Genomic DNA, 19087 nt, shown 5'->3' on the forward strand with positions numbered 1-19087 from the left:
CGGAGCGCATCGCAGGTGCCCTCGCGGTAACGCTTGTCGGATCGGCCGTCGCGCGCCCCCCCGACGCGCCGGATCAGCTTGCGCGACGCCGCTCGATATGTTTTGAGTTCAAAGTAATCGAGCAGCTGCGCCTGTCCGCGGTGAGCCGCGGGCCAGCGTCGCGCTTTCGTGTCCGACGCCTCGCGGCCTCGCGGCCTCGCGGCGCGCGGCTCTCCTGTGGCAGGTCGCTGAGCGCCTGGCGGAGGGGGTCGCGCCCCGCGCGGCGAGCGACGCCCGGGCCACCGCAGAGGAGGGGAGTTCCATGGCTCGACTGCTCATCGTCTCCAACCGTCTCCCGATCAGCGTCCGCGTCGACCGCGGCGCGCTGTGCCTGACGCGCTCCTCGGGGGGCCTCGCCGCCGCGATGCGCGGCCCTCACGAGCGGATGTGCGCTGTCTGGATCGGCTGGCCGGGGAGCGTCGCGGGCCTCACGCCGGAGCAGCGGCAGGACGCCGACGCGGCGCTCGCCGGGATCCGCGCCGTGCCGGTGCACCTCGGCGCCACGGAGCAGCACCGCTTCTACGACGGCTTCTCGAACGGCGTGCTGTGGCCCCTGTTCCACTACCTGCTCGACAAGGTGAACCTGGACGCGGAGCTCGACTGGGAGGCCTACCAGCGCGTCAACGAGCGCTTCGCCGACGCCGTCGCCGAGCAGTACGCGCCGGGCGACATGATCTGGGTGCACGATTACCAGCTCATGCTCCTCCCGGCGCTGCTCCGGCGGCGCCTCCCGGGGGCGCAGATCGGCTTCTTCCTCCACGTCCCGTTCCCGTCCGCCGAGGTGTTCCGCATCCTCCCGTGGCGGGAGCAGATCGTGCGGGGCCTGCTCGGCGCCGACCTGCTCGGCTTCCACACGGCCGGCTACCGGAAGAACTTCGCCGCCTCGGCGGCGCACGTGCTCGACCTGGACCCGGACGAGGCGGCGATCGAGCACGACGGGCGCAGGGTCGCGCTCGGGGTCCACCCGATCAGCGTCGACGCCGCCGAGGTCGCGCGGATCGCGGCCCACCCCGCCGTCCGCGAGGAGGCGGCGCGGATCCGCGCGGAGGCGCGCGGCCGCAAGATCGTGCTCGGCATCGACCGCCTCGACTACACGAAGGGGATCCCGCGCCGCCTGCTCGCGATCGAGCGGTTCCTCGAGCGCGAGCCGGAGCTGCGCGACAACGTCCGCTTCATCCAGCTCGCCGTCCCCACGCGGGAGATGGCCGGCGCGTACGCCGACTTCCGGCGGATCGTCCACGAGATGGTCGGCCGCATCAACGGGCAGCACGGCACGACCCAGGCGACGCCGATCCACTACATCCACCGCTCCCTGCCGCTCGATCAGGTGGTCGCCCTCTACGTCGCGGCCGACGTCATGCTGGTCACCCCGCTCCGCGACGGCATGAACCTCGTCGCGAAGGAGTACGTCGCCGCGCGCGTCGACGACGACGGCGCGCTGATCCTCAGCGAGTTCGCCGGCGCCGCGTCCGAGCTCGCGGAGGCGATCGCCGTCAACCCGTACGACATCGGCTCGGTCGCCGCGGCCGTGAAGCGCGCGCTCACCATGCCGGCCGCCGAGCAGCGGACGCGGATGGCGGCGCTGCGCCGCCGCGTCGACACGAGCGACGTCCACGCCTGGGCGCAGTCGTTCCTGGACGACCTCGACCGCGCCGCCGCGCCGGCGTCGGAGGCGGCCGGCGCTGTGAGCGCGCGCCGGGAGATGCCCGAGAGCGTTGTCGAGCGCGTCCGGCAGGCGCCGCAGCGCGTCTGGATCCTCGACTACGACGGCACGCTCGTCCCGTTCGCCCCGATGCCCGACCTGGCGGCGCCCGACGAGGAGCTCCTCGCGCTGCTCCGGGCGCTCTCCGAGCGCGACCGCGTCCACGTCGTGAGCGGCCGCCGGCGCGCCGACATCGAGCGCTGGTTCGGCGCGCTGCCGCTGCACCTGCACGCCGAGCACGGGTTCTGGTCGCGCCCCGTGGCGTGCGACGACTGGGTCCCGCTGGCGTCGGACGCCGCCGCGTGGAAGGGCGAGGTCCGGGACTTGCTGGAGGACTTCACCCGGCGCACCCCGGGCAGCTTCATCGAGGAGAAGACGGTGACCCTCGCGTGGCACTACCGCACGGTCGAGCCCGAGCTCGCCGGCGAGCACGTGCGCGCGCTGCGGGCGCGCCTCGCGGAGCGCGTCGCCGCGGACGCCCTCGAGCTCCTCGGCGGCGCGAAGGTCCTGGAGATCCGGCCGCGCGGCGTCCACAAGGGCCGGGTCGTGCCGCTCATCCTGGACGACGTCCCCGCGCGGGCGGAGGTGATCGCGATCGGCGACGATCGCACCGACGAGGACATCTTCGCGGCGCTCCCGCCGTCGGCGTGCACCATCCACGTCGGGAACAACAGCAGCCGCGCCGCGTACCGGCTGCCCGACGCGGGCGCGGTGCGCAACCTCCTGCGCTCGATCCAGGCCTGACGCCCCGGCCCGGCGCCGCCCGCGAGCGCCGCGCGCTCGCAGGGGAGGTCTCGGCCGGGAGCCGCGCTATAAGGCCCGCCATGAACCAGGATCGCGGCCTAGAGCCGCAGGCTGGCGGGCCGCCGGCGGCGCCCACCGGCGCGGCCTTGCAGGAGCGCATCGCGGCGGTGTTCGACATCACGCCCGAGGCCCGCGAGGCCATCGTCCAGGGCATGCTCGAGCGGAGCACCCGGGGCGCGGCCGGCTACTGGCTCCAGCTCCTGCTCGCGATGGGCATCGCCTCGCTCGGGCTCGTGCTCGGCAGCGGGGCGGTTGTCATCGGCGCGATGCTGATCTCGCCGCTCATGGGGCCGATCGTCGAGCTCGGGATGGGCCTCGCGATCGGCTCGCCCTTCCTCGCGCTGCGCTCGTTCACGCGCGTCGCCTTCAGCATCGTCGTGGTGGTGACGGGCGCCGCGCTCCTGACGCTGATGCTGCCGTTCCACGAGGTGACGGCGGAGATCGCCGCGCGCACGTCGCCGACGGCGCTCGACCTGCTGATCGCGATCTTCTGCGCGATCGCGGCGGCTTACACCACGGTGAGGCCCGGCTCGGACACGACCTCGACGGCCGCGGGGACGGCGATCGGCATCGCGCTCGTGCCGCCGCTGTGCGTGATCGGCTACGGGATCGGCACGCGGGTGAAGAGCATCTCGGGCGGCGCCGCGCTGCTCTTCACGGCGAACCTCTGCGCGATCCTCCTGTTCGCCATCCTCTGCTTCCTGCTCCTCGGCTACAGCGCCGTGAGCACCGCGGAGCTCGAGCACGCGGAGCTCGCGAAGCAGAAGCCGGGCGCGATCCGCCGCGTGGCGCGCGCGCTCCAGGTCTTCTTCGACTTGCGCCATGGCTGGATTTTTCGCGTGATGATGCCGCTCGCGCTCCTCGGCGCCGTGTATTTCCCGCTGCGGGAGGCGCTCGCGCGGGTGTCCTGGGAGGTGCGCGTGCGCGCGGCGATCCAGCGGATGCTGGACGCGTTGCCGCAGAGCACGGTGCGGTCGAGCCTCACCGTCGATCACGGCAGCGTCGCGGTGCGCCTTGTGACGCTGGGGCGCGCCGACGAGGCCGAGCGGATCGAGCGGGACCTGCGCGACAAGATCGCCGCTGTCGCGGGGATGACCCCGAAGGTCGACGTGATCGCGGTCCTTGACGCGAGCGCGTTCGATGAGGTGGCGGCGTCGGTGCGGGCGACGGCGGCGCCCATCGACGTGGTGCGCAAGGAGCCCGAGCTCGGGCTCCTCCGCCAGGAGCTCGCCGCGTCGCTCGCTGGCGCGTGGCCGCACGCGGCGGGGCCGCTCGTCGAATGGAGGCTGCGGTTCCCGGAGAACGAGCCGCTCGTCATGGAGGTCGTGCACGTCGGCCCCGCGCTCGGCGACGCGGCGGCCGATCTGCTCGGCCGCGCGCTCACGCGGGAGCTCGGCGCCGAGGTCGCGGTGCAGGACCGCGCCATCGCGCCCGAGCCGATCGTCGCCGAGCTTGCGGGCGGGTGGCCGTGGCTCCAGGAGGCGGGGCCCGCGCTCGCGTGGGTGGACGACGTGGAGTCGCTGTACGGCTGCGTCGAGGTGCCCCCGGTCCCCGGGGAGAAGGCGGGCGAGGGGATCGCGCCGGTCCTCGCGGCGCTCCGGTCGCTGCCGGCGCTCCGTACGGACCGGGTGCACGTGCGCGAGGGCGCGCGGTGGCGGGCGGTCGTCTCGGCCGCGCCGTGTGCGCCGCAGGAGCCGGCGCCGGCCGACGCCAGCGCGGCGGCGGCCACGGGCGCGGCGGCGGCCACGGGCGCGGCGGCGGCCACGGGCGCGGCGGCCGCGAGAGGCGCGGCGGCGGCCGCCGCCTCCGGCAAAGGCGGCGGCGCTCGCTGAGGCCGACCGCGCGCCGCGGCTACTTCTCCGCCGACGTCTCGGCCTCCTGGAGCGACCGCGCCGCGCCGGGCACCTGGACCCCCGAGAGCACGAGCCGGCCGGCGAGGAGGCCGCTCACCGCCGCGATGGCCGAGGCGAGCAGGATGCCGAGCTTGGCCGCGGCGAGCTGCGCCGGGTCGTTGAAGGCGAGGCCCGCGATGAAGATCGCCATCGTGAAGCCGATGCCCGCGACGCAGCCCACCACGGCGATCCCCCGCCAGCCGACGCCGCGCGGCAGCGCGCAGACGCCGAGCCGGACCATCGCGAAGCTCGCGAGGAAGACGCCGAGCGGCTTGCCGACGACCAGCCCGAGCATGACCCCGAGCAGGATCGTCCCGGAGGCCGCGTGGCCCAGCGACGTACCGTCGACGCGGACGCCGGCGTTGGCGAAGGCGAACAGCGGCATGATCCCGTAGGCGACCCAGGGGTGGAGCGCCGCCTGGAGCCGGACGACGGGCGGCAGCGCCTCGCGCTGGGCCGTCTGGATCCGCCGGAGGGGGCTCAACAGCTCGTCGGCCCGGTGGCCCTCGCGCCCGGCGAGCGCGCCGACCTCGTCCACCACGCCGCGGGCCGCCGTGAGGAAGCCGTGGCTGCCGAACCAGGAGCGCACAGGCGTCAGCAGGCCGACGACGACGCCGGCGATCGTCGGGTGGACGCCGGCGCGGAGCATGCCCAACCAGAGCACGGCGCCGGGGACGACGTAGGCCACGGGGCGGCGGACGCCGAAGCGCTGGAGCACGAGCACGGCCAGCCCTCCGCCGGCGGCGATGAGCAGCCCGGTCCACGCGACGCCTGACGAGTAGAAGAGGGCGATGACGATGATCGCGCCGATGTCGTCGATGATCGCGAGCGCGAGCAGGAGCACGCGCAGGGCAGGGGGCACGCGGTTGCCGAGCAGGGCCAGCACGCCCACCGCGAAAGCGATGTCCGTCGCCATCGGGACGCCCCAGCCGTGGCGCGAGACAGGCGATGTGTTGAGCGACAGGTAGAGGAGCGCGGGCGCGATCATGCCGCCCACGGCCGCGGCGACCGGCAGCGCCGCGCGCTTGAGATCCGCGAGCTCTCCCTCGTGGATCTCGCGCCGGATCTCCAGGCCGACGACGAAGAAGAAGATCGTCATCAGCCCCTCGTTGATCCAGAAGTGCAGGGACTGCGTGAACACGAAGGAGCCGACGCCGAGCGTGATCGGGACGTGCCAGAGGTGCTCGTACGCGTCGCCCCAGGGCGAGTTCGCCCAGGCGAGGGCGATGACGGACGCGATCAGGAGGACGATCCCGCTGGCCGCCTCGATGTGGAGGAAGCGATCGAGCGGGCCGAGGACGCGCTGGGCGAGGCGCCGCGCGGGGGCCCAGGTTCCGGGGGCGAGCTGAGGATGGGATCGATGCAATGGACCGCCAGGACGCGAGCGACGTCGCGCGTTGGGGAAGGCGGCCCGACCGTCCCGTGACTACCTGTCGCGGCGCTCCACGGCCACGACACCCGCGCCGGAGGATACTCGTCCGGGCCATCGGATCCAGCGCGAACGAGCTCGCCCGGCCGGGGGCGCCGCCGCGCTCCGCGCGCCGGCTGCGCTGCTGCGGGGAGAGCCGAGGTGCCTGGCTGCGGACAGGCCCGGTGCCTCGCTGCGGACCGGCCGGGGCCCCGCTGCGGAGGACCCTGAGCGCCCGCCGCGGAGCGGTGAGCTCGATCCGGATGCGCAGCGTGGAATGTGAGCTGGCCGCGACGCATCGTCAGGTCCGGGAGGTGATGGATGACGCAGGATGCTCTCGATCTCGCCGCGGTGGCGGCCTTTCTCGTCGCGCGGCACGGCGATGCGCTCTGCGACGCGGCCATCGACATCCGCCCGATCCAGGGCGGGCTCTGCTCGGACGTCGCGCTGATCACCGCGCGGCTGCGGGGCGGCGCGAGGCCGCGCCGCGTGGCGCTGGTGGCCAAGCTCGCGCGCGGCGCGACGGCGCGCGAGGTGACCGTTTACCGGCGGCTGTCCAGCTCCGTCGCGCGGCGCTTCTCGCCCGAGCTGCTCGGAGCGCAGCGGCTCGGGCGCCGGCGCTGGCTGCTCTTCCTCGAGCGGATCGTCCCGGCGCACCCCTGGCCCTGGACGGACAGCGCGCACACCGCCCGGGTGCTCGACCGGCTGGCGCGGTTCCACGGGGAGACGGCGACGGGAGCCCCCCTGCCGGCGTGGGATTACGAGGCCGAGAACCTCGCCGCCGCGCGGAGCACCCTCTCGCTGGCCGAGCGCGTGCCTCGCGACGAGGTCCCCGCGCTCGCCCGGGCGCTGCCCGCGCTGCGGCGGGTCGTCGCGGCGCTGCCCGTGATGCGCCGCCAGCTCCTCGCGTTCCAGCCGCTCGGCAGCGCCGTGATCCACGGCGACGTGCACCCGGGCAACGTCATGATCCGCCGGCGCGGCGGCGTCGCGGAGCCGGTGCTGCTCGACTGGGCGCGCGCGCGGGTCGGCTCTCCGCTCGAGGACGTGAGCGCGTGGCTCCAGGCCCTCGGCTACTGGGAGCCGGAGGCGAGGCGCCGCCACGACACGCTGCTCGGCGGCTACCTCGCGGCGCGTGGCCTCTCTCCCGCGCTGACGCGGCCGCTGCGCGACGCCTACTGGTTCGCGGCCGCGTCCAACGCGCTCGCGGGGGCGCTCGGGTACCACCTCTCGCTCTTGCTCGCGGGCGCGGGCGCGGCGGGCCAGCCCGGCGCTGCGCCCGAGGCGCGCGCGGCGGCGGCCCGGAACGCGGCGGACTGGCTGCGCGTCATCCGTCGGGCGGACGCGTGCTGGAGCTGACGCGCTCGCGGCCGTCGAGGTGCTCGCGGTCGCCGAAGCGCAGCAGCACGCCGCGCTCGCCCTGCCACGAGACCGCCGTGAGGCTGGCGTTGCCGGGCCGGAACGCCTCCCAGCGCGCCGGCGGGATGCCGTGCAGCGCCCCGAGGATCTGGCCGATGACGCCCGCGTGCGTGACCACGAGCACGCGCTGCCCCGGGTGGGCCGCGGCGATGGAGCAGACGGCGGCGAGGCAGCGGGCGCGGAGCTCGCGGTAGCTCTCGCCGCCGGGCCAGCGGAAGTCGTCGTCGTCCTGGCGCAGGTTCGCCTCCCAGAGCGCGGCGTGGCGCGCCTTGACGTCCTCCATCGGCGCGCCGTCCACGTCGCCGCAGGAGATCTCGCGCAACCCGTCGTGCGGGCGCACGGGGCCCCACGCGCCCGCCGCGATCTGCGCTGTCTCGATCGCGCGGCTCAGCGGGCTCGCGTACACGGCGTCGAACGCCGGCCCCGCGGCGAGGCGGCGGCCCAGCGCCTCGGCCTCGTGCCTGCCCTGCGCGTCGAGGGGCGTATCGGTCCACCCGCTCATCGGTGTCCCGGGGCCGGCCCGGTTGCCGGCGGTGCGGCCGTGGCGCACGAGGATCAAGAGGCTGGGTTGCATGGCTCAGGCGCGAGCAGGGCTGCTCGGCGCCAGCCTAGCGCGAGCGGTCGCCCGGGCGAGCGCGTGGGGTCGTCTCGCGCCGAGCCGGGCGGGCTCGTGGATTCTCGGCCGCGTCTCCGCGGGCCGCGCAGAGGAGCCCCAGCGTCATCCAGCGCAGGAGCCGCATCCGCAGAACGCATGATGAGCCGCCACCACGGGCCTCGCGGAGGACCTCTGGATACGCGCGCCCCGCTCGCGGTGAGGGTGGCCGCGAGCTTCGCCCGGGGGAGCTATCTGCATTACAATACGGCCCATGTCGTCGCCTCATGTTCCTGGAAATAGGCAGCGTTGCTGTACTCGCCGCAACGTGGCCGCATCGCTTCCACTCCTCCTGGTCGCCGCGCTCGCCACGCTCTCTGCCTCCGTGGTCGGCTGCGAGGCCCAGGAGCGCAGCTTCGGTGATCAGGGGGGCGGCGGCTCCGTCGGAGATGGCGGATCGAGCCCTGGTTCCGGGGGGAGCTGCACCACGCCGTCCGATTGCCCTGCTTCGTCGGAGTCATGCCAGATCCCGGCGTGCGTCGACGGCCGGTGTGGTATGGCGCCGCTCCCGGAAGGCACCGAGATCGAGCCGGCGGACGGCGACTGTCAGCGCACCGTCTGCGATGGTCACGGCGCCCGGGTCGTGGTCCCCGCGGACGAGCTTCCGGACGATGGCAATCCGTGCACCGCCGACGACTGCGACGGGACGACGCCCAGGCACGCGCCCCAGCCAGGATCGTCGTGTGCAGGCGGCGTCTGCGACGAGGCCGGCAGATGCGTGTCGGCGGGGTGCGTGAACGACCTTGATTGCCCTGAGACGGATTGTCAGTACAGCCTCTGCATCGCCGGCGGCTGCGTGGAGGAGCCCGCTCCGCCGGGGAGCCCGTGCAACGACGGGCTGTCCGAGTGCGACGGCGCAGGCGAGTGCCGTGGCGCTGAATGCAACGAGGACAGCGATTGCACGGACTGCGGCTGGTCCGACACCTGTATTTGCCTCGACGGGATGTGCTTTATCCTGGAGGAATGAGGAGCTCCAGGCCGGGCCGCCGCCGCTCCGGGGCGCGGCGGCGGGCGCGCGCTGCCTCAGCGGAGCCCGAGCCGCTTCGCGAGGTGGTGCAGGTTGCTGCGGTGCATGCCGAGCGAGCGCGCCGCGGCGGCCCAGTTGCCGTCGTGCCGGGCCACGGCCCGCTGGATGAGGCCGCGCTGGAACGCGTCCACCTGCGCGTGCAGCGGCGCCTCCGCGTGCAGCGGCGCCTCCTCCGGCGCCTCGCGGCCGGCGGCGGCCGCGGCCGCCGGGAGGCCGGCGCCGAGGTGGCCGGGCTCGACGACGACGGGCGCCCCGCGGGGCACGCCGCGCGACGCCTGCAGCACCATCCGGAACAGCGTGTTCTCCAGCTCGCGCACGTTGCCCGGCCAGGAAGCGCTCACGAGCAGCGCGCGCGCCGACGGCGTGAGCCGCACCGGGCCGACGCCGAGCCGCGCGCGCGCCTCGTCGCAGAAATGGCCGGCGAGCAGCGGGATGTCGCGCCGCCGCTCGCGCAGCGGCGGCACGGCGACGCGAACCACGTTGAGCCGGTGGAACAGGTCGGCCCGGAAGCGGCCCTCGGCCACCTCCTTCTCGATGTCGCGGTTCGTGGCCGCGATGACGCGGACGTCGACGCGCAGCGACCGGTCGGCGCCGACCCGCTGCACCTCGCCCTCCTGCAGCGCGCGCAGGAGCTTCGGCTGGATCGACAGCGGCAGCTCGCCGATCTCGTCGAGGAAGAGCGTGCCCTTGTCGGCTACCTCGAGCTTGCCGGGCCGGTGGTGCTCCGCGCCGGTGAACGCGCCGCGCACGTGGCCGAACAGCTCGCTCTCGGCCACCGACTCGGGCAGCGCGGCGCAGTTCACGTGGAGCAGCGGCTCGCCCCGCCGCGCCGACGCCGCGTGCACGGCGCGCGCGACGAGCTCCTTGCCGGCGCCTGTCTCGCCCGTGATCAGCACCGTGAGATCCGACGGCCCCACGAGCGCGATCTCGTCGCGCAGCCTCTGCATCGCCGGGCTCGTCCCGAGCATTCCGGCGCCCCGCTCGCGCTCCGCGGACCGCCGGAGGTCGTCGGCGACAAGGCCGAGCCGCTCGGCGCTGTGCTCGAGCGCGTCGATGAGCTGGCTCGTGCGCACCGCCGCCCCTGCCAGCGCGCCCAGCCACGAGAGGGTGTCCTCGTCGACCCGCTCGAAGGCGCGCGGATCGAGGGCGTCCACGGTGAGCAGCCCGAGGAGCGCGCCCTCGACGCGCAGCGGACAGCCCAGGCAGGCGTGGACGTGCGCCAGCGCGGTCGCGTCCGACGCGAGGAGCCCGTCGAACGGATCCGGAAGATCGGTGTCCGGCGGGAAGCGCACCGGCGCCGCGGCGTGACAGAGGATGTCGAGCCGCGGGTGCTCCCGCGCGCGGAACGTGCGCCCGAGCGCCTCCGGCGCGAGCCCGTGCGCCGCGAGCGGCACGAGAACGCCGTTCTGATACCGCATCAGGCACGCCGCGTCGCACGGCACCACCTGCCGCACCGCCTCGAGCAGGCGCCTGTAGCGATCCTCGGCCCCCAGCGACGTCGTGAGATCGAGCGCGACAGAGAGCAGCGCCTCCAGACTCGGCATGTTGTCGAATGTACAACGACGTTGTTCGGTTGACAACGGCGCGTTGTTGCGAAAACAGCAACGACTGTGATTTAAGTCAAAGAAAACAGTTACTTGTAGGTGAGGCACGCCGCCTGCTTTGCTGCCTCGTGTCACGACCGGAGCACCAGGCGCCGCGCCGCGGGAGGCGCGGGGGCACCGCTGCTCACGCGAACAACGAGGTCGATATGCATAGCCTAAGGCGACTCTGGCTGGCGCTCGCCGCCGTCATCACCGCTGGATTCTTGATTCTCGGCTTCATGGGACGGGAGGTGTACCGGAAGGCCCCGCCGATCCCGGAGCGGGTGCAGACGCCGTCCGGCAGGGTGTTGCTGACGAAGGACGAGCTCCTCGACGGGCAGCTCGTCTATCAGAGCATCGGCGGACAGCAGGTCGGCAGCGTCTGGGGGCACGGCGCTTACCAGGCGCCGGACTGGTCGGCCGACTGGCTCCACCGCGAGGCCGAGGCGCTCCTCGCGATCTGGAGCCATCGAGAGCACGGCGCGCCGTTCGCGGCGCTGCCCGACGAGGCGCAGGCCGCGCTCAAGGCCCGCCTCCAGAAGACGATGCGCCACAACGGGTTCGACCCGGCGACCGGGACGCTCACGGTGTCCGACGATCGCGCGGCGGCGATCGAGCAGACGGCGGCGCACTACCGCGCGCTGTTCGGCGATGAGCCGGGCCTCACCGGCCTGCGCGAGAGCTACGCGCTGCACACGGGCGCGGTGCCCGACGCGGGGCGGCGCGACAAGCTGACGGCGTTCTTCTTCTGGACGGCGTGGGCCTGCGCCGCGGAGCGCCCCGGCACCGGCGCGAGCTACACGAACAACTGGCCTCACGAGCCGCTCATCGGCAACGTCCCCACGACGCCCAACGTGATCTGGTCGATCGTGAGCATCGTGCTGCTGCTCGCCGGGATCGGCGCCCTCGTCTGGTATCACGCGTTCCGCCGCGGCGAGGAGCCGCCCGCCCCCGCGCCGGCGCGCGATCCGCTGGGAGGGTGGGAGCTCACCCCGTCGATGCGCGCCGTCGGCAAGTACTGCGTCGTCGTCGTCGCGCTGCTCGTGCTCCAGGTCGCGCTCGGCGCGCTGACGGCGCACTACACGGTCGAGGGACACGAGGTCTTCGGGCTGCCTGTCGCGGACTACCTCCCGTATGCGGTGACGCGCACCTGGCACGTCCAGCTCGGCGTCTTCTGGATCGCGACGGCCTTCCTCGCGGCGGGGCTCTTCCTCGCGCCGGCCGTGGGCGGGCGCGAGCCGAAGGGGCAGCGGCTCGGCGTGAACGTCCTCTTCGGGGCGCTCGTCCTCGTCGTCTTCGGCTCGCTCGCCGGAGAGTGGCTGTCGGTCAAGCAGCGCTTCGCCCTCGAGATGTCCTTCTGGTTCGGACACCAGGGCTACGAGTACGTCGACCTCGGCCGCGCCTTCCAGATCGCCCTCTTCGGCGGCCTCATCCTCTGGCTCTTCCTGATGCTGCGCGCGCTCTGGCCCGCCCTCGCGCGGCGCGACATGGGCCGGCACATCGTGCTGCTCTTCACCGGCGCGACGGTGGCCATCGGCATGTTCTACGGTGTTGGCCTGTTCTACGGCGCGAAGACGCACCTGTCGGTCATGGAGTACTGGCGCTGGTGGGTCGTGCACCTCTGGGTCGAGGGGTTCATGGAGGTCTTCGCCACGGCGGCGATCGCGTTCCTGTTCACGCGGTTCGGCCTCGTGCGGCCCGACAGCGCGGCGCGCGCCGCGATCCTGTCCACCTGCATCTTCCTCGTCTCGGGCATCCCCGGCACGTTCCACCACCTCTACTTCAGCGGCACGCCGGTCTCGGTGATGGCCGTCGGCGCGAGCTTCAGCGCCCTGGAGGTGGTGCCGCTCGTCCTCGTGGGGATGGAGGCGCACGAGACCTGGCGGATGCAGGACCGGAGCGCCTGGATGCAGGCCTATCGCTGGCCCATCCAGTTCTTCGTCGCTGTCGCGTTCTGGAACTTCGTGGGCGCGGGCGTGTTCGGGTTCCTCATCAACCCGCCGATCGCCCTCTATTACATGCAGGGCCTGAACACGACGCCCGTGCACGCGCACGCCGCCCTCTTCGGGGTCTACGGGCTGCTCTCGCTCGGCCTCGTGCTCGTGATGTTCCGCCGCCTGTTCCCGCACGCCGTCTGGAGCGAGGCGCGGCTCCGGGTGGCGTTCTGGGGGATGAACGGCGGGCTCGGGCTGATGATCCTGCTGAGCCTCCTGCCGATCGGGCTCGCGCAGGCGTGGGCCAGCGTCGAGCGCGGGCTGTGGTATGCGCGGAGCGCGGAGTTCCTGCAGCAGCCGCTCCTCGAGGCGCTGCGCTGGATGCGGCTCGTCGGAGACACCCTGTTCATCGTCGGCGTGGCGGCCTTCGTTTGGTTCGTCGCGGGGCTCTTCACCCGCCGGCCGGCGGGCGCCGCCTCGGCGAGGCCCGAGGCGGCGGGCGAGGCGGGCGAGGCGGAAGCGCTGCCCGCTCCTGTCGCGAGCCGCGCTCCGGCGGCCTGACCCTGCGCCCGGCGGTCGCGTGGAGCAAACCAGGTTCTCTCAGGACATCAGGCGCCGGGCGCGCTGCCCGCGGGGATGAACCGGAGCGGCAAGGCGACGGGGCCGCGGATCGTGAAGACGTGGTTATAGCGGATCTCCCCGGGGACGCGCTCGATCCGCTGGTACCGCGCGATCACGGCCTCCACCGTCGCCCGGGCCTCCAGCCGGGCCAGCGCCGCGCCGATGCAGAAGTGAATGCCGTGGCCGAACGGTAGCGCGCCCTGCGCGCCACGGTGCAAATCGAAACGATCCGGATCCTTGAACCGCTTCTCGTCCCGGTTGGCCGAGGCCAGGACCGGGAGCAGCAGCGCGCCGCGCGGCACGGTCACCCCGGAGATCGCGACCTCGGTGGTCGTTATCCGGGGGACCATGTGGATCGGGCCATCAAAGCGGAGCATCTCCTCGACGAAGAGCGGGATCAGGGCGGGGTCGGCGCGCAGCCGTTCCATCATGTCGGGGTGATTGGCGAGGAACAGCAGCGAGTTGCCGAGGAGATGCGTCGTCGTCTCCAGCCCGGCGATCAGGAGAAGGAAGAGGAACTCGACGATCTCGGCGTCCGTCAGCCGCTGCCCGTCGACCTCGGCGCGCACCAGATCGCTCACCGGATCGTCCGTGGGCGCGCGGCGCCGCTGCTCGATGACCGCCATCATGTACCTGGTCAGATCCGCGATGGTCGTCCGGACGCGCCGGGCCTGCTCCGGGTCGAGCGGCTCGGGCATGATGGTGGCGATATCGTCGGACCACCGCCTGAAGTCGGCTCGGAGCGCGTGATCGAAGCCGAGGATCTCGCCGATGGCGAACGCCGGCAGCGGGTTCGCGAGCGCCTCGACGAAGTCGACCTCGCCCGCGAGGCCGTCCGCGAGCTCCGCGGCGACGGCGTGGAGGCGCGGGGCCATCCGGGCGACGGTCGCGGCCCCGAACGCGCGATGGATCAGGGCGCGCAGCCGCGTGTGCGACGGCGGGTCCAGGGCAATCATCGAGTTGCCGAGCGGGTTGTATCCGACCCAGGGCGGCTCCAGGGTCGCCTTGAAGCCCTCGGAGGAGAAGACTCCCGGGGTCTTCAGGATGAAGAGCACGTCGTCATACCGGGTCGCGAGCCACATCCCGCCGGGCTCGACCTGGCAGACGGGGCTCGCGCGTCGCATCTCGGCGTAAACCGGGTACGGGTTCGCGCGGAACTCCGGCGCCAGCACATCAATCGGACGATTCATCGGAGCTGCCTCCCGGCCGCCCGTTCAGCGCGGGGCGCTCGGGGCAGCCATCCGAAGAGCGGACTTCTCGATCGGGGGAGCGCCACCGTTGTGTAAGGCGCCGTGCCCCAATTCAGATATGCCACGCGCCGCGCGTTCCACGCAATAGATCATCGAGGCGAGCGCTGTCGTGTCTCTGCCCTGCGCGCGCCCGCCCGCGCGCGGGCGGGCGCGCGCAGGGCGGCGATGACGATCTCGCGGAAGCGGCGGGCGCCCTCGTCGAGGTGCGTCCGTTCGTGCCAGACGAGCTGCATGCGGAAGACCATCCCGGGCCCCGGCGGCTCGACGATGGCGAGCGGCGCGACATGCGCGAGCGCCTCGGCCAGGCGGCGCGGCATGCCGGCGACGAGATCGGTGCTCGCGGCGACGATGGCGGCGGCGAAGAAGGTCGGGACGGTGACGGCGATCTCGCGGCGCAGCCCGTGGGCCGCGAGCATCTCCTGGGCGGCCCGGTTGCCGATGCCGCCGCGCCCGAGCGCGACGTGGATGTCGATGTGGCGCATCGCGTTGAATCGCTCGCGCGTCAGCCGGCGGCGGGCGCACGGGTGTTCGCGGTGAACGACGAAGACGCTGTCCTGCTCGAACAGGTCCGCGGCGTGGTGGCCGGGCGGGAGCGGGTGCGCGGGCGAGATCGCCGCGTCGATCTCGCCGCCGCCGAGCCCGCCGGCGGCCTCGAGGTGGTCGACGCTGACGACGCGGAGGGCGGCGCGCGGCATCTCCGCCGCGAACGACCGCGCGATGGCGGGCAAGCTGCAGATCTGGTCGACGTCCGAGCATGCGATCGCGAACGCGCGCGTGGTCGCCTTCGGGTCGAACGAGCGCTCGCCCTCGATCGCCCCCGCGATCTCCCCGAAGGCCGCGCGGAGCCGCGGCGCGATCTCCAGCGCGCGGGGCGTCGGCGCGAGGCCGCGCCCGCTCCGCACGACCAGCGGATCGCCGAGGAGCGCGCGCAGCTTCGCGAGCGAGTTGCTCACCGCCGACGGCGTGACGCGCAGCCGCCGCGCCGCGCGCGCCGCGCTCCGCTCCTCGAGCACCACGTGGAGGACGAGCAGCAGATTGAGGTCGATCGCCGATAAGTTCACTGTCAGTGACGATTACCATCACGGATCATCACTGGCAATGAGCGCCAGTCGCGCCCATGCTGGCCCGGACATCGAGATATCGAGAGGAGGTTTCGGGATGACACAGCGGGATGTGCGGCGCGCGATCGTGATCGGCGGGGGCATCGCGGGCCCGGTGCTCGGGATGTTCCTGCGGCGGATCGGCGTGGAGGTGACGATCTTCGAGGCGCGGGAGGCGCCGGCGGAGCAGGAGGGCGCCTTCCTGGGCATCGCGCCGAACGGGATGAACGTGCTCGCCGATCTGGGCGTCGCGGAGGCGGTGCAGGCGCGGGGCGCGCCCTTCGTGGGGATGCGGTTCGAGAACGCGCGCGGCCGGCGCATCGGCGAGATCGACCAGCGCGAGGCGGCGCGGCGGTTCGGGGCGGGGCTCGTGATGATCCGGCGCGGCGCGCTGCACGCCGCGCTCGCGGAGGAGGCGGTCCGGCGCGGCGTCGCGATCCGGTACGGCATGCGGCTCACCGACGTCGACAGGTCGGAGCCGCGCCAGGTCGTGGCGCGGTTCGGCGAGGGCGGCGGGGGCGGCGAGGCGCGCGGGGACGTGCTCATCGGGTGCGACGGGTTCCGCTCGCGCACGCGGGCGTGCGCGGTGCCCGACGCGCCCGCGCCGGGGTACACGGGGCTCCTCGATTTCGGCGGGTTCGCGCGCTGCCCCGGCGCGCCGATCGAGCCGGGCTGGAGCGTGATGGTGTTCGGCCGGCGCGCGTTCTTCGGCGCGTTCGCGGCGCCGGACGGCGAGATCTGGTGGTTCCACAACGGCGGGGAGCCCGAGCCGGGGAGCGGCGCCGCGCCGGGGCAGCTCCGCGAGCGCATCCTGGCGCTGCACGAGGGCGATCCGGGCTGGATCGCCGACGTGGTGCGCGCGACGCCGGAGGTGCTCGGGCCGTGGCCGCTCCACGACATCCTCACGATGCCGCGCTGGCACGACGGCCGGGTGTGCCTCATCGGGGACGCGGCGCACGCGACGACGCCGCACGCCGGTCAGGGCGCCTCGCTGGCCATGGAAGACGGGATGCTCCTCGCGCGGTGCCTCCGCGACGAGCCCGACCCGCAGCAGGCGTTCGCGGCGTTCGAGCGAGCGCGGCGGCCGCGCGTCGAGGCGATCGTCCGGCAGGCGCGGCGGATGGGCAACCGCAAGGCTGTCGCGGGGCCGGTGGCAGAGTGGCTGCGCGACAGGGCGCTGCCGCTGTTCCTGCGGCTCGGCGCCGCGGCGCAGGAGCGCGCGTACGCGTACCGGATCGACTGGGAGGCGCGGGCGGCGTAGCGGCGGGAGGGGCGGGGATCGGGCCCGGCGCACGTTGCGGGCTGGAGCGGATGGTCGTAATTTGGACCAGACCGCGAGCTCGAGGGCCCCGATGAAGAAGATCAACGTCGCAGAGGACATCGTTCCGATCGGTGAGTTCAAGACGCACGCGTCCGAGCTCCTCCGGCAGCTCCACGCGACCCGGCGGCCGCTCGTCATCACCCAGAACGGCAAGCCGGCTGCGGTCGTGATCACCCCCGACGCGTTCGAGGAGATCGAGCGCCGAGAGCTCGTCAAGGCCAAGGTCGCGGCCGGGATCGCGAGCGTCGAGAGGGAAGGAACCCTCCCTTCCAGCGAGGTTCGCGCGCGGCTCAAGGCCAAGATCCGAGCGAGCTCAGGTGCCCGCTGAGTGGTCGCCCGAGGCGCTCGCCGACCTCGAGGACATCTGCGCCTACATCGCGCGGGACGACCCGAAGGCCGCCGAAGCCTGGATTGACAAGCTCATCAGCAAGGCCGACAGGGCATCGGCCCATCCCCGTGCAGGTCGCGTCGTTCCGGAGATCGAGGATCCCGACATCCGAGAAGTGTTCCTGAAGAGCTATCGCGTCATCTATCGTGTGGAGCCGGAGCGCGTCATCGTGCTCACCGTGCTCGAGGGCCACCGGCGGCTGCGATCGAGCCGGCTGCGCTGACGCTGGTGACTTCCCCCTTCCTCGAGGCGCCTGGATCGGCGTGGGTCGCGAGCAACGCGCTCGCCTTTGCCCTGCGCGACCGCTTCCCGGTCAGCCCTGGCCACACGCTCGTCGTCCCGCGCCGCCTCGTCCCGACCTGGTTCGACGCCACCGCCGAGGAGCGCGCCGCGATCTTCGAGCTCGTCGACGCGGTGAAGCGGCAGCTCGACGCCGAGCTCCAGCCGGACGGCTACAACATCGGCATCAACGCGGGCGAGGCCGCGGGGCAGACAGTGATGCACCTGCACGTCCACGTGATTCCCCGCTTTCGCGGTGACGTGGACGACCCGCGCGGCGGCGTGCGCCACGTCATCCCGGGCAAGGGGAACTACCTCGCAGGAAGACCCTCGCCGCTCGCGACGGGCGGCGCAGAAGACCCGTTCCTGCGGCACATCGCGCCGAACCGGCATCGATCGGAAGCTGCTCGTCCCGGGTGGGCTCGCAGCGCAACGATCTCCCGGATCTCCTGCGCGGCTGGTTCGGCCCCGCCGCCGGCCAGCCCGGAACGGCGTTCCACGTCCGCTTCGCGCGTTCACCCGACGGCCTCTGGGCCGAGCCGGAGAGCCCTGACGCAGCCTCCGGGGTGCCGCGCGGCCGGCTCGTCGCTTTCCCCGATCTGCGCGCGGCGGCCGGGTCCCGGGGCGCTCGTCGCGCCCGACCGCATTCGAGCGCCTCTATCCCTCCAGGAGCGCCGCCCCGGAGAGACCGCCTTCGTCCTCGTGCGGCTGCCCGGCGAGTCCGCCTGGCGATACCTGGGGGTGGCCCGCTATCTCGAGGACGAGGGGCTCTGGGCCTGTCCGGGGATCGATCACCAAGCCTACCGCGCCCTGGGCTCGGGCCGCGGGGTGTCCCGAACGCTGCCAGGCGGGGCCCGCGAACGCGCTCGGGCGCTCGTCGAGGAGCTGCTCCGCCGGCCAGGCGCGGGCGCGATGGTGGAGCGGTACGGCAGGCGATGCCGGATCGTCGGTCGGACCGAAGCGGGGGGGCTGCTGACCGATCTCGCCTGGGTGATCGTCGGGCGCGATGATGTGAGGAAGAACAGAGGCCTGCTGGACGAGCAGCGGGTCAACCGTCTGCGTTATCTGGAGGGGACGCCGAGGGCGGCGACCCGGTGGATCGATACAGGATGGGCGCTTGTGCTCGAGGCGGAGGCTGCCGGGGCGGGGGCGACGTGATGAAGTGGAGAGCGGCCTGGCGTTGTCGCTCTCAGCGGTGAGCGCACCCTCTCTGGACCTCGAGATCTCGGCGCGCCCGTCAGTCCTTGTCGTCGGACTGGGCGACATTGTCCGGCACGCCGAGGGCGACCGGGCCCATCCCCTTGCCCTTGAACCGGTTGTGCCAGAGGCTCTGTCCGGTGATCGAGAAGCATTCGATCTCGCCCTGCTTGCCGACGAAGAGCCGGTCACCTTCCAGGAGGAGCGTGGCGCGACCGCTCACGGCGGTCTTTGCCTCCCAGAGCAGCTCGCCCGTCGGGTAACGCAGGCAGGTGATCCTGCTGAAGCTCGCCGCGTAGATCGTGGTGGGCGTGATCAGGAGCGCGGTGGACGATTGCATCATCCCGTCCAGCTTGTGCTCCCAGAGCATGCGCCCGGTGACCGGATCCACGCCGAAGAGATGATCCAGGAACGCCGCCACCAACACGGGCTTCGGCGCGGTCGTCCGGTACTCGCTCATTCGTCGCCTCCCTT

At 73.3% G+C, this 19087-nt stretch carries 13 protein-coding genes and 1 pseudogene; 8 read left to right on the forward strand and 6 right to left on the reverse strand.

Features of this window, described 5'->3' with window-relative positions; all coding sequences use genetic code 11:
- Positions 1–301: 301 nt before the first annotated feature.
- Together WMF42_RS16385 and WMF42_RS16390 are read left to right on the forward strand one after the other, a co-directional pair.
- A complete protein-coding gene (locus tag WMF42_RS16385) occupies positions 302–2485 on the forward strand; it encodes a bifunctional alpha,alpha-trehalose-phosphate synthase (UDP-forming)/trehalose-phosphatase (RefSeq protein ID WP_437692966.1) in 2184 nt (727 codons plus the stop codon).
- Positions 2486–2565: 80 nt separating this feature from the next.
- Positions 2566–4377 carry a DUF389 domain-containing protein gene (locus WMF42_RS16390; RefSeq protein WP_437692968.1) on the forward strand — a complete coding sequence of 604 codons (1812 nt, stop codon included), beginning with the start codon at positions 2566–2568 and terminating at the stop codon, positions 4375–4377.
- Positions 4378–4396: 19 nt separating this feature from the next.
- Here WMF42_RS16390 and nhaA read toward each other — a convergent pair whose 3' ends face one another.
- On the reverse strand, positions 4397–5803 hold the full coding sequence (nhaA, locus tag WMF42_RS16395) for a Na+/H+ antiporter NhaA (RefSeq protein ID WP_061613140.1): 1407 nt from the start codon (positions 5801–5803) through the stop codon (positions 4397–4399).
- 363 nt (positions 5804–6166) lie between these two features.
- Between nhaA and WMF42_RS16400 the strand changes: the two genes are divergently transcribed.
- The gene (locus WMF42_RS16400; protein WP_437692970.1) at positions 6167–7201 is read left to right on the forward strand and encodes a phosphotransferase family protein; all 1035 of its coding nucleotides are present in this window, start codon (positions 6167–6169) and stop codon (positions 7199–7201) included.
- Here the strand turns inward: WMF42_RS16400 and WMF42_RS16405 are convergent.
- Entirely contained in the window at positions 7170–7835 is a 666-nt protein-coding gene (locus WMF42_RS16405) for a histidine phosphatase family protein (protein WP_437692972.1), read from the reverse strand. The genes WMF42_RS16400 and WMF42_RS16405 overlap by 32 nt on opposite strands.
- A gap of 1101 nt (positions 7836–8936) precedes the next feature.
- Positions 8937–10484: a nitric oxide reductase transcriptional regulator NorR gene (norR, locus tag WMF42_RS16410; protein ID WP_437692974.1), complete on the reverse strand. Its 1548-nt coding sequence runs from the start codon at positions 10482–10484 to the stop codon at positions 8937–8939.
- 206 nt (positions 10485–10690) lie between these two features.
- Here norR and WMF42_RS16415 point away from each other — a divergent pair, with 206 nt between their 5' ends.
- Positions 10691–13018 (forward strand): nitric-oxide reductase large subunit, encoded by a 2328-nt coding sequence (locus WMF42_RS16415; protein WP_437692976.1) that lies wholly within the window; start codon positions 10691–10693, stop codon positions 13016–13018.
- Positions 13019–13065: 47 nt separating this feature from the next.
- Here WMF42_RS16415 and WMF42_RS16420 read toward each other — a convergent pair whose 3' ends face one another.
- Complete coding sequence (locus tag WMF42_RS16420; protein ID WP_437692978.1) at positions 13066–14268, reverse strand: cytochrome P450; 1203 nt, start codon at positions 14266–14268, stop codon at positions 13066–13068.
- Between the two features lie 149 nt (positions 14269–14417).
- Positions 14418–15389 carry a LysR family transcriptional regulator gene (locus tag WMF42_RS16425; RefSeq protein ID WP_063815798.1) on the reverse strand — a complete coding sequence of 324 codons (972 nt, stop codon included), beginning with the start codon at positions 15387–15389 and terminating at the stop codon, positions 14418–14420.
- A 97-nt stretch (positions 15390–15486) separates the two neighbouring features.
- Between WMF42_RS16425 and WMF42_RS16430 the strand changes: the two genes are divergently transcribed.
- From WMF42_RS16430 to WMF42_RS16445, 4 genes and pseudogenes are all read left to right on the forward strand, one after another.
- Positions 15487–16689 carry an FAD-dependent oxidoreductase gene (locus tag WMF42_RS16430; RefSeq protein ID WP_437692980.1) on the forward strand — a complete coding sequence of 401 codons (1203 nt, stop codon included), beginning with the start codon at positions 15487–15489 and terminating at the stop codon, positions 16687–16689.
- Positions 16690–16780: 91 nt separating this feature from the next.
- Positions 16781–17077, forward strand: a complete 297-nt coding sequence (locus WMF42_RS16435) for a type II toxin-antitoxin system Phd/YefM family antitoxin (RefSeq protein ID WP_155798406.1) — start codon at positions 16781–16783, stop codon at positions 17075–17077.
- Entirely contained in the window at positions 17067–17360 is a 294-nt protein-coding gene (locus WMF42_RS16440) for a type II toxin-antitoxin system RelE/ParE family toxin (RefSeq protein ID WP_061608386.1), read from the forward strand. The genes WMF42_RS16435 and WMF42_RS16440 overlap by 11 nt, the downstream gene beginning before the upstream one ends.
- A 5-nt stretch (positions 17361–17365) precedes the next feature.
- Positions 17366–17800 (forward strand): annotated as a pseudogene (locus tag WMF42_RS16445) (HIT family protein); the annotation flags it as partial.
- Positions 17801–18653: 853 nt separating this feature from the next.
- Here WMF42_RS16445 and WMF42_RS16450 read toward each other — a convergent pair.
- Complete coding sequence (locus WMF42_RS16450; protein ID WP_061608384.1) at positions 18654–19073, reverse strand: outer membrane protein assembly factor BamB family protein; 420 nt, start codon at positions 19071–19073, stop codon at positions 18654–18656.
- Positions 19074–19087: the final 14 nt, after the last annotated feature.

Source organism: Sorangium sp. So ce176, from assembly GCF_051519835.1.
GTDB lineage: Bacteria > Myxococcota_A > Polyangia > Polyangiales > Polyangiaceae > Sorangium > Sorangium cellulosum_G.

Excerpts from the sequence above, each read along its gene's own strand:
- WMF42_RS16385 (WP_437692966.1), top strand. The coding sequence starts at position 302 with ATGGCTCGACTGCTCATCGTCTCCAACCGTCTCCCGATCAGCGTCCGC.
- WMF42_RS16390 (WP_437692968.1), top strand. The coding sequence starts at position 2,566 with ATGAACCAGGATCGCGGCCTAGAGCCGCAGGCTGGCGGGCCGCCGGCG.
- WMF42_RS16400 (WP_437692970.1), top strand. The coding sequence starts at position 6,167 with ATGACGCAGGATGCTCTCGATCTCGCCGCGGTGGCGGCCTTTCTCGTC.
- WMF42_RS16405 (WP_437692972.1), bottom strand. The coding sequence starts at position 7,835 with ATGCAACCCAGCCTCTTGATCCTCGTGCGCCACGGCCGCACCGCCGGC.
- norR (WP_437692974.1), bottom strand. The coding sequence starts at position 10,484 with ATGCCGAGTCTGGAGGCGCTGCTCTCTGTCGCGCTCGATCTCACGACG.
- WMF42_RS16415 (WP_437692976.1), top strand. The coding sequence starts at position 10,691 with ATGCATAGCCTAAGGCGACTCTGGCTGGCGCTCGCCGCCGTCATCACC.
- WMF42_RS16420 (WP_437692978.1), bottom strand. The coding sequence starts at position 14,268 with ATGAATCGTCCGATTGATGTGCTGGCGCCGGAGTTCCGCGCGAACCCG.
- WMF42_RS16430 (WP_437692980.1), top strand. The coding sequence starts at position 15,487 with ATGACACAGCGGGATGTGCGGCGCGCGATCGTGATCGGCGGGGGCATC.
- WMF42_RS16435 (WP_155798406.1), top strand. The coding sequence starts at position 16,781 with ATGAAGAAGATCAACGTCGCAGAGGACATCGTTCCGATCGGTGAGTTC.
- WMF42_RS16450 (WP_061608384.1), bottom strand. The coding sequence starts at position 19,073 with ATGAGCGAGTACCGGACGACCGCGCCGAAGCCCGTGTTGGTGGCGGCG.